Below are 16463 nucleotides of genomic sequence, written 5' to 3' on the forward strand. Positions count from 1 at the left end.
TTGCGTATCTAAAGGCGTATATTTATAAACGTGAAGCTTATTATTTACATTTCCGCACTGCTGTTGTATGTTACAAAACTACCCGCGCAAAAGGTGCGTGCAACCCTGGTCAGGAATGAGCTGATCATGCAAAACCCGCCCTTTGCAGCCTGCCATGCCTCTACTATAACGGAACTGGCCGGCCACCGCCTGATGGCTGCCTGGTTTGGCGGCTCACGGGAAAGTGCGCCGGATGTGTGCATTTACACCGCTGTGTATGAGAACGGACAATGGACCCGGCCACTGCGTATAGCCGACGGCGTAATAAATGATACGTTGCGCTACCCCTGCTGGAACCCGGTATTGTTCCGCACCCGGGCCGGGCGTTTACTGCTGTTTTACAAGGTGGGTAAGTCGCCAAGGGAATGGTGGGGCATGCTGCGTACTTCAGGCGATGACGGTAAACACTGGTCTGCGCCGCGAAGGCTGCCGGATAGTTTACTGGGGCCTGTTAAGGATAAGCCGGTGCAACTGGCCAATGGCGACATTTTATACCCTTCCAGCACAGAAAGCAGTGATGAAAAGCAGTGGCATATTCACCTGGAGAGATCAGATACAGCAGCGCAGCACTGGACCTGCATTCCCGTTGATAACGGCGCCTTTGGCGTAATACAGCCAACTATTTTATTTCACCGGGGCGATAGCCTGCAGCTGTTATGCAGGAGCCGGCAGAATTATATTGTACAATCCTGGTCCGGGGACCAGGGCGCTACCTGGGGGCCTTTAACTAAAACAACCCTGCCCAATCCCAATTCCGGAATAGACGCAGTAACCCTGCATAACGGCCTGCAGGTGCTGGTGTATAACCCGGCAGACGCCGGTAAGCAATGGTATGAAGGGCGCAGTAAGCTAAACGTGGCTGTTTCTGCCGACGGGCGGCACTGGAAAGATGTATATGTGCTGGAAAACCGGGATGAGGGGGAGTTCAGCTATCCTGCTGTTATTCAAACTTCAGATGGCCTTTTGCACATTACCTATACGGCTGATAGAAAAAATATAAGGCATGTAGTGCTGCGCGTGAAATAAGGCGTTTGAAAGAAAGCCGGCAGTGGCATTTTATTGCGGGCGGTTTAACAAATTTTAACCGGCATTTGTACAGGAGGTACCAGTAATTGGTATTGCTGCAAGCTTCGTTTTAGCAGGCGCCTGCAGGTTTGGGACATTGCCTTTACCGGGTTTAAAGAAAAGCCCCGGCCGCAGGCCAGGGCAGAAGATATGCCGGACGCCAGTGTAAGAATGTCCGGCAGCTGTTTTTACATCGCTTACAGCAAATTCTTTTTAATATAGTCTGCACTCTCCTTTATGCTCACAAAAGGATCAATGGTAATCTGGTCCTGTTCTACAAAGTAGTATTGTACGCCGGCAGTTTTTGCCTGGGCAAAAATGGCTTTAAAATCAATGGTGCCGGTGCCTACTTCCGCAAACTTAATATCGTTCTGGATCTTGTTTATATCAATGCCTACCGTATCGGGCAGTGGGCTGGGCGCGGCTTTGCTGATGTCTTTTACGTGCCACATGGGGAAACGTCCCGGTGCTTTTTCAAATAGCTTCACGGGGTCTTGCCCGGCTTTTTCAGCCCAGAAAAGGTCCAGCTCAAAATGTACCAACGCAGGATCGGTTTCATTTAACAAAATATCGTATGCAGAAGATTTTCCGTCGGGCAGTCTGCGGAACTCCCAGAAGTGGTTGTGGTATGCGAGCTTCAGCTTTGATTGCTTGCATAGTTCTCCTGCCTTGTTCAGCTGTGCGGCCATAAATTTATAATCGTCAACCGGTACCGGGTATTTATCCCAAAGGTACAGGGGCGGTACGGGCACGGTCAGGTACTCCTGTCCTGCGGCAGCGGCAATCGCTATCTGGGCTTTCAGCGCTTCATCGTTCCCGTTGCCTTTTGTTAAATAATCGTTCAGCTGGTAATGCCCGCTGGGGGTGGTTAAATTATGCTCCTGCAATAACGCTTTGAACTGCTCGGTGGTAAGTCCCCAAAACGTAGAGTCGGGGCCGTTATATCCGTAAAAGGTTTCTACCTGTTCATAACCGGCTTGCGCCACGCGCGCAATGGTGCCTCTCACGTCTTTAGCCAGCTGGTCGCGCAGGGTATACAGCTGTATGCCAAGTTTACGGCCGCCGGCCTTTATAGGTTTGCAGCTGAAAATAGAGGAGGGGAGCGCCAGCCCGGCAGTCATCAGCGCCACCTGCTGGATAAAAGACCTTCTGCTGTTGTTCATAACGATGGTTTTAAGCTTAGGATAATTTAAAGAACGTGCACAATCTAATATTTTAATTGCAAAGTTTTCGTGTTAAGTGTACAACCATTATCCTGTGCTGCCAGGTGGAAAAATGGGGTGGCAGGTTTGCACAGGCAATGCGTTTGGCCGTAAGGTTAGGCCAATACTGCAAATAATTTTTTCACCCGTTAGCCTGCTAACGGGTGTGTTCACGATGTAAGGATTTTTAACTGGCGGCTGCCTGGCTATTTAATCAAACAATTTTTCTATGGCAATTTTTTATGATCTTAAAAATTTCTTCCGGGTTAAACGATAAATCTAAAATGAGAAATCATCCGGGAAGGATTATAAGCTAATCACTTTTTTATGGCGACTTCTTTTTATGGTGGTTTCACCACAAAAAAATGCAGGGAACCGGCTCTTAAAACCGCCTGTTAATAGATGTGAATAACTTTTATGTGGATAAATGTTCCACGTGTAACATTTTTAAAAATCGTAAATAATTGTTTTTCAACTAATAATTAAGTTGTGGATAACTTGATTGTGGATAATATATTTTGGGGTGAATAAATATTGGCCTCTTTTTCAGGTTTGACGGACCTTTCCGGGAATATAGTATCACAAAAGCCGGATGGGTGCTGTATTTCCCTTAGGATGATCAATGCCCCGACCAGACTTTGTGCCCCATGGTTTCCCCGCGCGTTATTCCCGGTGGTTAACGGATTTTATCCCGGCTGTTTGCTTGCAGGGCTTTGCCCTATTTATTGCATTATTATATTAATGGTGCCTTTTATCCGGGTAGTGTGTTTGTTGCAGGCGCTATGCCGTTTACTGGGTTATCATATTAATAGTGCCTTTTATCCGGGTAGCATTTTCATTGCAGGGCTTCGTCCCATTTACTGCGTTATTATATTAGCGGTGCGCTTTACCCGGGTAGTGTGTTTGTTGCAGGCGCTATGTCTTTATTGCATTATCGTACGAATAGCACCTTTTACCCGGATGGTGTTCGTTACAGGTTGCATCCGGTTTGCGGCATCATCTTATCAATACATGCTATTGACTGTACGCTTCTCTGCAGGCTTTATACGTTCGCGGCATTTACCCCAGTACCAGCGCCCCCGCACCCTATACCCCAGGTATGAGAAAAATATGCCTTTACATTGTATATTTGTATTTATCCTTTACTTGTCATTCATACACTTAAAAGCGTTCATGAAAACACTGATCTGTACCACGCCCGGGCAGTTTGCCTATGGAGAAAAAGAAATGCCGGTTTTGGCAAAAGGCCAGGCTATTATTAAGATCAGCCGCATTGGTATTTGCGGTACCGACCTGCATGCATTTGAAGGCACACAGCCTTATTTTGAATATCCCCGCATCCTGGGGCATGAGCTTTCCGGTGTGCTGGTGGAGGCAGATGGAGCGCCTGGTTTTGAAAAAGGCGAAGCCGTAACATTCATTCCTTATTTTAACTGCGGTACCTGTATTGCCTGCCGTTCCGGCAAACCCAACTGCTGCACCAGCCTGAAAGTATGCGGCGTGCATGTAGATGGCGGAATGGTAGAATACCTGTCGGTACCCAGCCATACGCTGGTGCACGGCCAGGGCCTTTCGTTTGATGAGCTGGCGCTGGTAGAGCCGCTGGCTATTGGCGCGCATGGCGTGCGCAGGGCTGCTGTACAACCCGGCGAGTTTGTGCTGGTAGTTGGCGCAGGGCCTATTGGATTAGGCATTATGGAGTTTGCCCGCATTGCCGGCGCACACGTAATTGCCATGGATATTAATGAACACCGCCTGGCCTTCTGTAAAGATAAGCTGCAGGTGCCCTATACGGTAAATGCGGCCGGCGCTGATGTAATGGAACAGCTGAAGCAGCTTACCCACGGCGATATGCCTACAGTAGTAATAGATGCCACCGGCAGCCTGAAGGCCATACAAAATGCTTTTCAATACATGGCCCACGGCGCCCGTTATGTGCTGGTAGGCCTGCAAAAAGGAGAGATCAGCTTTTCACATCCCGAGTTCCATAAGCGGGAGGCTACCTTAATGAGCAGCCGTAATGCCACCCGCCAGGATTTTGAGCACGTTATTGATTGCATGAAAAAAGGACTGGTAAAGCCTGCTACCTACATTACCCATCGCGTAGCTTTTGATGCGGTAAAGGATAATTTTGCCGGCTGGCTGAACCCTGCCAACGGCGTTATTAAAGCCATGGCAAGCATAGCGTAATTGATTACTTTTGTTTGCATGAAACACTCCTTCCTGGCATTCTGCTGTTTGCTGCTCTGGGCTTGTAATGGTAAACAGTGCGGCAAACAATCGGCAGCTACAGATACGACTGCCGACTCACTTAACACCAAAGAACAATGGCAGGGCGTAATACATGCTGTTACCTGCCAGGATATTGAAGTACAGCTTACCTTTACCCGTGCCCGCGGTGCCGGTAACGGCACTTACCGTATGACCCAGCACTGTAAGGATAATGATAACACCTTTACGGATGAAGGCACCTGGCATGTAAAAAAAGGAAAGGACCTGGTATATGTGCTGCAAAGCAAGGAGGATGGCGCCCTTCATAATTACCGCATTAACGGTAACCGCCTGGTAGAGCTGGATGCCGACCATAAGGAAGTAGACAGCTACTATCTTGAAAAAGTGGAGTAGCCCATTGCAGAATATCCGCTACCTTTATAATAATTACCAGCTGACGATATGGGGGGCGAACGACTAAAATCTACTTACACTTACAGTGCAACCATCTTATTTTTTTTCCTGGCAATAATGGCCGTGAGCCCGGTTTATGCGCAACAACCGGTAACCATCACCAATAATCTCGACCAGCACATCTTTACCTTTGGGGAAGTACAGTATCTCGAAGATACTTCCGGCCGGCTTACCATCGGGGAGGTAAGCAGCCCTGCTTTTAACGGCTTTGCGCCCAACCGCCAAAGCACCCCGCAAAATCATCACCTGGGCGCTGTTTACTGGTACCGCATCAAAATAAAGCACAATCCTGCCGTACAAAAGCATTTCATCCTGGAGTATTTTGACCAGACCATTGATGAAATTACCGCCTATATGCCCGCCGGCAACGGACAATTCCGCCAGGTACAGCTGGGCGACCGGTACCCCTTCAGCCAACGCCTGTTCCGGCATAAGAACTTTGAGCTGAACCTGGACAACAGTCAGGCAGGGGAACAGGTATATTATTTCCGCATCCGCTCTGAGCAGATTGCAGATGTGATTATAGTGCTGCGCTCCGTAAACAAATTTGTGAGCTACGCCCTCAATGAATATTTCTCTTTCGGGATCTTTTATGGCATGATCCTGATCTTCAGCTTCTATAATCTTATTATGTTCCTGGCCGTACGTCAGCGGCAGTATTTATATTATGTGCTGTACAACCTCAGCGTAGCGTTGTACGAAATGTGTACCGATGGTATTGCTTACCAGTACCTGTGGCCGCATGCGCCTGTGTGGAACCAGTATGCTTTTGCCGTGCCGCTTTGCTGTATGAGCATTTTTGCCCTGCTGTTTACCCGCAAGCTGCTGTACGTAAAGTCCCGCGCGCCTTTGCTGAACAAGGTAATACTGGGTATTGTTGCCGCCCGGGTGCTGCTTTTCCTGGCAGCCTTACTCGTAAACCGCACCTGGTTCAACTACAAGTTCATTGAAATGATACCCCTGGCAGTTGCCTTCTTTACCGGCATATATATATGGAGCCGGGGGTACCGGCCGGCCCGTTTTTTTGTGTTGGCCTACAGCTTTTTGTTCGTGGGCTTTATGCTCAAGTTTTTTATCATGCTCGGGTATGAGTGGCTCAACTTTGGCGTGGTGAGCTACTACAGCCTCAGCTTTTGCTTTATCCTGGAAATGTTCTTTTTATCCTTTGCCATTGGCGATAAGGTACGCCTGCTGAAAAAGAAAAAAGACAAAGCGCAGCGGCAGATCATCAGCCAGATGACGGAGAACGCCCGCCTCAAAGATACCCTGAACCGGGAGCTGGAGTCGCAGGTAAGGCAGCGCACAAAAGAGGTGATCCAAAAATCAGAGCTGATTGCCCGGCAAAACCAGGAGTTGCAGCAGGCCAACCAGCTGCTGCAGGAGCAGGCCGCTGAAATATCCCGCATGAACGCCCTGCTGGAGCAGGATAACCGCCAGCTGCAAACCAATGTGGAAAAAGTATCGCGCGCCCGGGTGCTTTCCGCCCCGGTGGATTTTGAGGAGTTCAGCAAAATATACCCCGATAAGGAAAGTTGCTTTAAATTCCTGGCCGATCTTAAATGGAGCCAGGGCTACGCCTGCCGCAAATGCGGGCACGATCATTTTTTTAACGGCCATTTATTATACAGCCGTCGCTGCGCCAAGTGCGGGTATGAGGAGTCGGTAACCGCCAATACCATTTTACAGAATACCCGTATTGATATTAATAAGGCCTTTTACATGATATTCCTGGTGTACTCCACCAAGGGAAAAATATCCTCTCACAAGCTCTCCGAGATACTGGACATTCGCCAGAGTACCTGCTGGTCTTACAGCAGCCGCATTAAAAAAGTAATGGAAGAAAGGAAAAAAACACTCCGCCATTCCGACGAAAAGGGGTGGAGCAAGCTGGTAATGGAGTACGATTAACCCCTTTTTAGCCAGGTAACCATCCGTATCAGTTTCTGCCTGCCTGCCGCCCTGCCGGAGGTGGAATGTCTTTGATTATCAGGCCCGTTCAACCGTTTCAAGCTACGGTGCTTAAGCGTATCAAAAATTTTGCAATATGCTTATTATCAGCAAGTTATAAAAAATATTTTTGGTTTTCAACCTAAATTTCGGATAACTTTACAGCAGGGGGTACGTTATGAGATCAAACCAAAACAGATACAAAGATTTGTTATTCCATTACACTTTATGTTTATCCGTATGCAAAAAAAGGTTACGCTTTTAGTGGCCTTCCTGCTGCTGGCTGTTATATATGCCGGTGCGCAGGACAGGACCGTACAGGGGCACATTAAGGACCAGCAGGGCAATGCCCTGCCAGGGGTGTCCGTGGCAATTAAAAACACCAGCCGGGGCGCTATGACCCAGGCAGATGGTAATTACAGTCTGCAGGCCGGCCCGGCAGACACGCTGGTATTCTCCTACATCGGCTACCTGTCGCAGGAGGTAGCGGTAGGCAGCCGCGCTACCATTGATATTACCATGCAGGACCAGAACAAGCAGCTGAATGAGGTAGTGGTAGTAGGGTATGGCACCCAGCGCAAAAAAGACATTACCGGCGCCGTATCAGTAGTAGGAGAAAAGGAATTTGCTTCCCGTCCCAATACGCAGCTGGGCTCCGTGCTGCAAGGCAAGGCAGCCGGCGTACAGGTGCTGTCCTCTTCCGGCAAACCTTCCGCTGGCTTAAACATCCGCATACGCGGCACCAACTCTATCGGCGCCAGCAGCAACCCGCTGTATGTAATTGACGGTGTGCCCACAACCGATACCCGCTCGCTGAACCCGGCGGATATTGAAAGCGTATCTGTACTGAAAGATGCTGCTTCAGCCGCTATTTACGGTGCGTCCGGCGCTAACGGCGTGGTGCTGATCACTACCCGCAAGGGTAAAACCGGTGAGCCCCGCTTTGAGTTCAATGCTTATGGCGGCTACTCCTCTGTGTGGAAAAGGCTGGATGTGCTGAATGCCAGCCAGTACAGGGATCTGATGACGGAAATGGGCTACATTACCGACTGGAATAAGTATAACCAAAACACCAACTGGCAGGATGAGGTGTTCCGTAAAGGCACTTCACAAAACTACCAGCTGTCTGTTTCCGGCAAAAACGATAAAACAACCTATTACCTTTCCGGCGGCTGGGTGCAGCAGAACGGCGCCGTACGATCCGCTACCATGGATCGCTTTAATTTTAAGGTGAACCTGGAGCAGAAGGTGAACAACTGGCTAACCATGGGTACCAACGTGGCTTACAGCCGCTGGCACGATGTGGATGTAACTGATAACATAGGGGTAGATAAAGGCGGTGTGCTGTTAGGCGCGCTGGCCACTCCGCCGGTAATAGGCATTTACAACCCGGATGGTACTTTTACCAGCAACCCTTTCCAGGACTGGGAAAACCCGGTTGCCAGCACCGATGGCGCGCAGCGCGGCTACAAGCAGCAACGCCTGCTGGGTAATGTGTATGCCGAAGTATACCTGCTGCCGGAGCTGAAATTCCGCAGCAACTTTGGTATAGATTACAACAACTCCGTTTACGATTATTTCCTGGATCCCTTCCGCACCAGCTATGGCCGCGCCAAACAGGGCATAGGCCAGAACAATACCGACCTGGTGAACTACTGGATCGCAGAAAACACTCTTTCCTACAACAAAACTTTTGGCAAGCATACCATTGGCGCTTTAGCCGGCGTGGTAGCGCAAAAAACCAAATGGGAAAGCGCAAGCATAGAAAAGAACGGCTTTTCAGGCGGCAGCATACCCACTACCAATGCGGGTTCTGTTTTTGTAACAGCGCAGAATACCAAATCGGAAAAAAGCAATGCCTCTTTCCTGGGCAGGGTTAATTACAGCTTTGAAGATAAATACCTGCTCACCGCCAACTTCCGTGCAGATGCCTCCTCTGCTTTCGGGCCGGATCACCGCTGGGGCTATTTCCCCTCCGTGTCTGTAGGCTGGCGTATTTCACAGGAAGAGTTTATGAAAGGTGTAACCGCTATCAATGATCTGAAGCTGCGTGCGGGCTGGGGCCTGGTAGGTAACGACCAGCTGGGCGACCGGCGTTATGCCTGGCTGGGCCTTGTAGGCTCGGGCAGCAACTATCCTATTGGCGGCGTGGTATTACCGGGTAATTCGCCTTCTTCTTTTGAGAACAGGAACCTGAAATGGGAAGCTACAGAACAGTATAATGTTGGTGTGGATGTAGCGGTGCTCGACTCCCGCCTAAGCTTCAGCGCAGATGCATATGTGAAGAACACTTCCGACCTGCTGCTGAATGTGCCTGTTCCGAAATCCACCGGCTTTGACGTATCTACCCAAAACATTGGCAAGATACAGAACAAAGGCCTGGAGTTCCTGGTAAGCTCCCGCAACTTCGTGGGTGAGTTCCAGTGGGAAACAGACTTCAACATCTCCTTTAACCGCAATAAGGTGGTTGATATTGTTGGGCAGGATATTTTCAACGCCAACGTGGCCAACCGTGGCAGCATAAGCCTTGCCCGCGAAGGCGAGCCCCTGGGCGTATTTTACGGTTATGTGGCCGCCGGTGTGGACCCTGAAACAGGCAACATGCAGTACCTGGATAAAACCGGTAAAAAAACATTTATGCCTGCGGCAGATGACCGCCGTATCATTGGCGATCCTAACCCGGACTTCATTTACGGGTTAACCAACAATTTCTCTTACAAAAATATTCACCTCAGCATATTCCTGCAGGGCTCACAGGGTAATGACATGTTCAATGCCTCCCGCATAGAAACAGAGTCGATGATAGACCCGCGTAACCAAAGCACTGCTGTGCTGCGCCGCTGGAAAACAGCCGGCCAGGTTACGGATATTCCCAAGGCCACGCCTAATAATTCCGATAACTCCCGTATCTCCACCCGTTATGTGGAAAACGGTTCTTACATGCGCGTAAAATCCGCTACGCTCAGCTATGACCTGCCGGCTTCCCTGCTGAACAGGATAAAGCTGCAGCGCCTGCGTGTATACGTAACCGGTGAAAACCTGTTCACCTTTACCAAGTACACCGGCTTTGACCCGGAAGTGAACTACCTGGGCAACAGCACCAACGCTACAGAGGCCAATACCTCTATGGGAGTTGATTTTGGTACTTACCCGCAAACGCGCAACCTGATTGTGGGCTTAAATGTTTCATTCTAATTCTTACAGCTATGCAAGCAAGATATATTGTATTATGTGTGTTGGCTTTGAGCCTGGGCGCGTGCAGCAAGTTTGTGGACCTGACGCCCATTTCAGATGCAACAACCGGGAACGCTTACCAGTCGGCCAGCGATGCGGAAGCCGCCCTTACCGGCGCATACGATGCCTTTCAGCAGGAGTATTACGTATGGGATAATATCAACTTTACAGACGTAGTGTCTGACAACTATTACGCCGGCGGCGACAACCCGGAAATATTTGCGCTGGACCTGCTGAACCTCAGTCCCGTGAACAGCCGCCTGTTCAACGCCTGGAGCCAGCTGTACACCGGCATTGCCCGCTGCAACATCATTCTGCAAAAGGTGCCGGACATTACCGATCCCAAGCTGGAAGCCAATAACCGTAAAGAGCAGATCCTGGGCGAAGCCGCCTTTCTGCGCGCCTACCATTATTACCAGCTGGTAAAAACCTTTGGCGGCGTGCCCCTGGTGCTGGAGCCCGCCACTTCTGCCGATCCGGGCCAGACCAATATACCCCGCTCTACCGACGCGGAAGTATACACGCAGATCATTAAAGACCTGGAGTTTGCGCTTAGCCGTCTGCCGGACGCCTATTCCGACGATGCCAGCGTAAACAAGGCGCGCGCTACCAAGGGCGCGGTAAATGCCCTGCTGGCAAAGGTATATGCGCAGAAGGCCGACCGGGATTATAATAAAGTGCTGGAATACTGCAATGCCGTTATAAGCAGCCCTGCCGGCTACCAGCTTATTAACTATAACTTCCTGTTTGATGGCAACCATTATAACAACGACGAGTCTATTATGGAGGTGCAGTATACCGGCGGGGCAGAGGCCAACTACGGCCCGCAGCTGCTGCTGCCGCCTTCTTTAAGCGGCGATACCTGGCGCAAATTTGTAACGCCCTCCAAAGACCTGGTAAAGGCTTTTGACGATGAGCATGACAACATCCGCAAGAACACTACCGTATTGTTTGAAAATGTAACCTGGACCGATGAATACTGGGCTATTGGCGGCGGCAGCGTGCCTTTTGCCTACAAATGGAAAAGTGCCAGCGGGTGGGCCAGCACAAACCGGCAATACCTGTTCCGCCTGGGCGATATTATACTGCTGAAAGCCGAAGCCCTGAATGCGCTGGGCCGGCCCGGCGACGCAGCAGTAGAAGTGAATAAGATACGCGCACGCGTAAGTTTGCCTGGCGTAACTGCTACCACCAAAGAAGCCATGCAGCTGATCATTGAAAAAGAACGCCGCCTGGAGCTGGCACAGGAAGGCCAGCGCTGGGACGACCTGCGCCGCTATGGCCGTGCAGAAACCGTGATGAACGGGCTGAATGAGATAGACCTGCGCACCAACCAGCGGGTGAACTACAACATGACAAAGGATAAGGAGCTGATGCCCATTCCGCAACTGGAACGCGACCGTAATAAACAGCTGGGCCAAAACCCGGGATATAATTAATAGCATTTATCTGCGTCATCAACCATGCGGGCCGGCATATCATGCTGCCGGCCCGTTTTTCATTTCACAGCACAATCATCTTTTATGAAAAATATACCATACGGCATTTGCTGCCTGGTGCTGGCCGTGGCCTGTGGTAAAAGTTCTTCCAGGCAAAGCGGCAAAACGCCTGCAGATACTGCTGCCGTAACCGGCAAAGCCAAAGTATGGGTGACCGCCGGCAACCAGGCAAAGCTATTACAGGCGCAGCAGGATGTTGACATTACTACCGACACAACTGCAGCTGCAGCAACAATACACATTGATTTTACCAGGCAGCTGCAGCAGGTAGCCGGCTTTGGCGCTGCATTAACCGGTTCAGCTGCCTACGTGATCAATAAGCTTAACAGCGCGCAACGCCAACAGCTGTTACAGGAGCTGTTTGATCCGCAGCAGGGTATTGGTATCAGCTACCTGCGTATTACCATGGGCGCATCCGACTTTTCTTTGTCTGATTTCACATATGACGATATGCCGGCCGGGCAAACAGATCCCGGGCTTACGCATTTCTCTATTGAAAAAGACAGGGCCGATGTGCTGCCGGTTTTAAAAGCCGTTAAGGCAGTGGCCCCGGGCATACAGATCATGGCTACGCCCTGGAGCGCCCCGGCCTGGATGAAGGATAACGGCAAACTGGCCGGCGGGCGCCTGCTGCCGGAGTGGTATGCCGCCTATGCTGCCTATTTTGTAAAATACCTGCAGGCATATGAGCAGGAAGGCATAACCATTAATACCGTTACACCGCAGAATGAACCGCTGTTTGAAGCCAAATATCCCTCTATGTACATGGATGCTCCTGCACAGGCGGCATTTATTAAAAATCACCTGGGACCTGCCCTGCAGAAAAATAATCCTGCCACCGGCATCATCATTTATGATCATAACTGGGACCACCCGGAATATCCCATCAGCATACTGAACGATGCGCAGGCTAAACCCTACATTGCCGGCAGCGCTTTTCATGCCTATGCGGGCGAAGTAAGCGCCATGTCGCAGGTGCATGCAAAGCATCCCGATAGGGACCTTTATTTTACCGAGATTTCCGGGGGCGGCTGGGCTACTGATTTTTCCGCCAACCTTGACTGGAACATGAGCAACCTGTTCATAGGAGCCATGAATAACTGGTCAAAGGCGGTGCTGCTCTGGAACCTGGTGTTGGACAGCAACAACGGCCCGCAAAACGGCGGCTGCCAGGATTGCCGGGGAGTGGTAACCGTGTCCGCAACCGGCAACATCACCCGCAATGTGGAATATTACGCCATTGGCCAGCTGGCGAAATTTGTACGGCCCGGCGCTTTTCGTGTAACAATCACCGGTAGTGCCATACCCGGCCTGGAAAGTATTGCTTTTTTAAATAAAGACGGCTCCCGGGTGCTGGTAGTGCTGAACCGGCAGAATAATGCGCAGACTTTTGCCGTAACAGACGGCCGTCAGCAGTACCGGTATTCCCTGGAAGGCAAAGCAGTGGCTACTTTTGTATGGTAATGCCTGTTTAAGTGTGCTGCGCCTTCCGGGTGTAGGACACTTAAACGCTTTTCCCTACTTTTGCCCCTATAACGAACCATCTTATGCTGCAATTATCCAACGAGAAAATAAACGTTACTATAGCAGAAAAAGGAGCGGAGCTGCAAACCCTTACCCGTAAAGACATGCCGCTGGAATACCTTTGGAATGGCGATGCCCGGTTCTGGGGTAAAAAAAGCCCGGTGCTGTTTCCCATTGTAGGCGGTTTGCAAAACAACAGCTACCGTTATAACGATGAAACATACACGTTGAGCCGCCATGGCTTTGCCAGGGGCCATGTGTTTACCGTAGTGGAACAATCCGCTGACAGCGCCATCCTGCGCCTTACGGATAGTGCAGAAACGTTAAAGGTATATCCTTTCCATTTTCAGTTTGAGATAGCGTATGCTTTGCAGGATGCGGGTATCAGCGTTACCTATCGCGTTAAAAATACCGGCAGTGAAAAAATGTATTTTTCCGTGGGCGGCCACCCGGCATTCCGCCTGCCGTTGGCCGATGGTACGGCTTATGAAGATTATTACCTGTATTTTAACAAACAGGAGCACGCGGGTAAGTGGCCGTTAACCTCCGGGGGTTTAATTGAACGCACTACCGAGCCGTTGCTGGAAAATACGCATGTGCTGCCGTTAAAAAGATCCTTATTCTACCAGGATGCACTGGTGCTGAAACACCTGGCATCAGATACTGTTACGCTCAAAAGCGATAAAACGCCCCACGGCCTTACCTTCCATTTCAGCGGCTTCCCTTACCTGGGCATATGGGCCGCTAAAGACGCGGACTTTGTATGTATAGAGCCGTGGTGCGGCATTGCCGATCATGTAGATGCCAGCGGCCGTTTAGAGGAAAAGGAAGGCATTGTTGCACTGGCGCCCGGTGCGGAGTTTGAGCGGAGCTGGCGCGTGGAGCTGTTTTAGCACTTGATAACCCTTAACGCTAATTAACGCAGCTTAACCTCACTTAACTGCACCATTGTAGCCCGCGGCAGCTTTTTATCATCCAAAGTGAAAATATATGTCGACTATGGCCAGGAAAAGGGTAACCGGCTCCGGAAAGCCAACCAGCTCAAAGATGCCGGCAATAATGTAATGCAGTTTAATACCATTGTAGATGCGCTGAATTATATGGACCAGCAGGGATGGGAGTGCGCGCAGGCATACACGATGGACACCAACTGTATACAGTACCTTTTGCGTAAGCCGGCAGATTGAGCAATGCCGCACCAGGCACATGTTTAGCAGCTGCTGCCCAAAGCAGGCTGGCATTATTTTAGTACTGTAAGTAAGTGAAGTTAAACGGAAACCAAATTTTTTTAACTACTAAAACTTACAGGTATGCCAGCAAAAGACAGATCTATCGGCAATCAGGGTTTAGAGCAGGGCGGACCTAATTTAGGGAATGATTATAGCCGTAACATTACCCGTGAGGCGCAGCAGAATGATACTTCCGATATTCCAATAGAAAAGAATAAAAGCAAGGATCATAAAAAAGCAGTGGAAAAAGAACAGCATAAAAAGCAAAGTAAATAGCATCCATCCCCAATAAAAAAGCATCCATTCCCCAATAAAAAGCAGGTTATAATTCTATAGAGGAATTATAACCTGCTTTCCTGTTTTTAACAGGTGAAGTGTTGCATTATTTCAGTTCCAGTAACACCACAGATTGTGGCGGTAAGCTCACGCTCAGGTTATTACCGTTCTTTTTAGCACCGTTGAATTTAGCCGGCTGCACCGTATGCGGCGCTTCAAAGGTATTGACGTCTGTAAATTTAGCGGAGGTAAGTACCTGCCCGTTTACTGTTTTCCAGGGAACATTGCTGAAAATGGTAGATACATTAATGGTGTGGTGCGGGTCCAGGTTCACCATTGTAATATGTATTACGTTATTGGAGTCCAGTGAGGCAGATGCGTTTACAGCAGGTATCTTCTCATTGCCCAGGGAATACTGCGGGCTGTTAAGCATAATGGGCAGCAGCCGGGCATCCTGGTGCGCCTTGTACAGGTCAAACACGTAATAGGTAGGGGTGAGCAGCATCTTTTCCTTATCCGTAAGAATAAGGGCCTGCAGCACATTTACGGTTTGGGCAAGGTTGGCCAGGCGTACACGGTCGCAGTGGTTATTAAAGATGTTGAGGGTAGAAGCAGCCACCAGCGCATCGCGCAGGCTGTTCTGCTGGTACAGGAAGCCGGGATTGGTGCCTGGTTCTACGTTGGTCCAGATACCCCATTCATCAACGGCCAGGGCTACACGCTTTTGCGGATCATAGTGGTCCATGATAGCGCTGTGGCGGCTCACCAGTTCCTCCATATGCAGGCATTTGCGCATGGTGGTAATATATTCCTGCTCATCAAACGCAGTGGCGGAGCCTTTATCCCGCCATTCGCGGGGCACGGTGTAATAGTGCAGGGAAAGGCCCCACATCTGGTTAAGCGGGATGTTGCGCATGCAGGTTTCTGTCCATTCATAGTTCCCGTCAGATGCGCCGCAGGCTATTTTTTTCAGCTGGGCGCCGGGATAGTTCTTGGCAAAGGTAGCATACCGCCGGTATTGATCAGTATAAAAAGCGGCCGTCATGTTGCCGCCGCAGCCCCAGCTTTCGTTGCCCACGCCCCAGAAGTGTACGTTCCAGGGCTCGCTGCGCCCGTTCTGCTTCCGTATTCTGGTCATGGGGCTTTCGCCGCTGAAGTTGAGGTATTCTATCCATTTCGACATTTCTTCTACCGTACCGCTGCCTACGTTGCCGCTGATGTATGGCTCACAGTGCAGCAGGCTGCAAAGCTCCAGGAATTCGTGTGTGCCAAAGCTGTTATCTTCTGTAACACCGCCCCAGTTGGTGTTTACCATTTTGGGACGCTGCTCCCGCGGGCCAATACCATCGCGCCAGTGGTATTCATCTGCAAAGCAGCCGCCCGGCCAGCGCAGGTTAGGGATGTGTATTCTTTTCAGGGCCTCTACCACATCCATCCGTATGCGGTCTTTTTTCTCCACAGGCAGGTTTTCATCTACCCAAAAACCGCCATAAATACAATGGCCCAGGTGCTCGGAAAAATGCCCGTAAATGTGCCGGCTGATGGTTAGCCCGGTGTTGTTTTGCTGAACGGTAAGTGTGGCTTCATTTTGTCCGGCTGCGCATAAAAAAGACAGCACGGCCAGGAGGGAGCTAAGTAATTTTCTCATTATAACGTGAAATTAAGATCACTAAGCTAGGAATTATTTTTATAAATGTCAATTATACAATTAAAATTATGGAGGCAGGAATCCATGCAATATTGCCCGGTAAATGGTAAAACCC

At 50.0% G+C, this 16463-nt stretch carries 12 protein-coding genes; 10 read left to right on the forward strand and 2 right to left on the reverse strand.

All coding sequences use genetic code 11. The features are described 5' to 3' along the window. Positions 1-30 precede the first annotated feature (30 nt). The gene (locus VFS25_RS22390) at positions 31-1065 is read left to right on the forward strand and encodes a sialidase family protein (RefSeq protein ID WP_326464410.1); all 1035 of its coding nucleotides are present in this window, start codon (positions 31-33) and stop codon (positions 1063-1065) included. 236 nt (positions 1066-1301) lie between these two features. On the opposite strand, the gene VFS25_RS22395 is transcribed toward VFS25_RS22390, so the two are convergent. Next, positions 1302-2267, reverse strand: coding sequence for a sugar phosphate isomerase/epimerase (locus tag VFS25_RS22395; protein WP_326464411.1), 966 nt, complete (start codon positions 2265-2267; stop codon positions 1302-1304). A gap of 1212 nt (positions 2268-3479) precedes the next feature. On the opposite strand from VFS25_RS22395, the gene VFS25_RS22400 reads away from it, so the two are divergent. From VFS25_RS22400 to VFS25_RS22440, 9 genes are all read left to right on the forward strand, one after another. Continuing rightward, the gene (locus tag VFS25_RS22400; protein ID WP_326464412.1) at positions 3480-4496 is read left to right on the forward strand and encodes a zinc-binding alcohol dehydrogenase family protein; all 1017 of its coding nucleotides are present in this window, start codon (positions 3480-3482) and stop codon (positions 4494-4496) included. Positions 4497-4514: 18 nt separating this feature from the next. Then, a complete protein-coding gene (locus VFS25_RS22405) occupies positions 4515-4931 on the forward strand; it encodes a copper resistance protein NlpE N-terminal domain-containing protein (protein ID WP_326464413.1) in 417 nt (138 codons plus the stop codon). 117 nt (positions 4932-5048) lie between these two features. Continuing rightward, a complete protein-coding gene (locus VFS25_RS22410; protein ID WP_326464414.1) occupies positions 5049-6899 on the forward strand; it encodes a 7TM diverse intracellular signaling domain-containing protein in 1851 nt (616 codons plus the stop codon). Positions 6900-7178: 279 nt separating this feature from the next. Next, entirely contained in the window at positions 7179-10133 is a 2955-nt protein-coding gene (locus VFS25_RS22415; protein WP_326464415.1) for a TonB-dependent receptor, read from the forward strand. Positions 10134-10144: 11 nt separating this feature from the next. Beyond that, a complete protein-coding gene (locus tag VFS25_RS22420; RefSeq protein ID WP_326464416.1) occupies positions 10145-11611 on the forward strand; it encodes a RagB/SusD family nutrient uptake outer membrane protein in 1467 nt (488 codons plus the stop codon). 84 nt (positions 11612-11695) lie between these two features. Beyond that, complete coding sequence (locus VFS25_RS22425) at positions 11696-13135, forward strand: glycoside hydrolase family 30 protein (RefSeq protein ID WP_326464417.1); 1440 nt, start codon at positions 11696-11698, stop codon at positions 13133-13135. An 83-nt stretch (positions 13136-13218) separates the two neighbouring features. Next, on the forward strand, positions 13219-14088 hold the full coding sequence (locus tag VFS25_RS22430) for an aldose 1-epimerase family protein (protein WP_326464418.1): 870 nt from the start codon (positions 13219-13221) through the stop codon (positions 14086-14088). 87 nt (positions 14089-14175) lie between these two features. Continuing rightward, entirely contained in the window at positions 14176-14382 is a 207-nt protein-coding gene (locus VFS25_RS22435; RefSeq protein ID WP_326464419.1) for a hypothetical protein, read from the forward strand. 123 nt (positions 14383-14505) lie between these two features. Then, on the forward strand, positions 14506-14700 hold the full coding sequence (locus VFS25_RS22440) for a hypothetical protein (RefSeq protein WP_326464420.1): 195 nt from the start codon (positions 14506-14508) through the stop codon (positions 14698-14700). A gap of 106 nt (positions 14701-14806) precedes the next feature. Here the strand turns inward: VFS25_RS22440 and VFS25_RS22445 are convergent, their stop codons facing one another. Beyond that, the gene (locus VFS25_RS22445; RefSeq protein WP_326464421.1) at positions 14807-16348 is read right to left on the reverse strand and encodes an alpha-N-arabinofuranosidase; all 1542 of its coding nucleotides are present in this window, start codon (positions 16346-16348) and stop codon (positions 14807-14809) included. Between the last annotated feature and the right edge of the window lie 115 nt (positions 16349-16463).

Source organism: Chitinophaga sp., assembly GCF_035761305.1.
In the GTDB taxonomy this organism is placed as follows: domain Bacteria; phylum Bacteroidota; class Bacteroidia; order Chitinophagales; family Chitinophagaceae; genus Chitinophaga.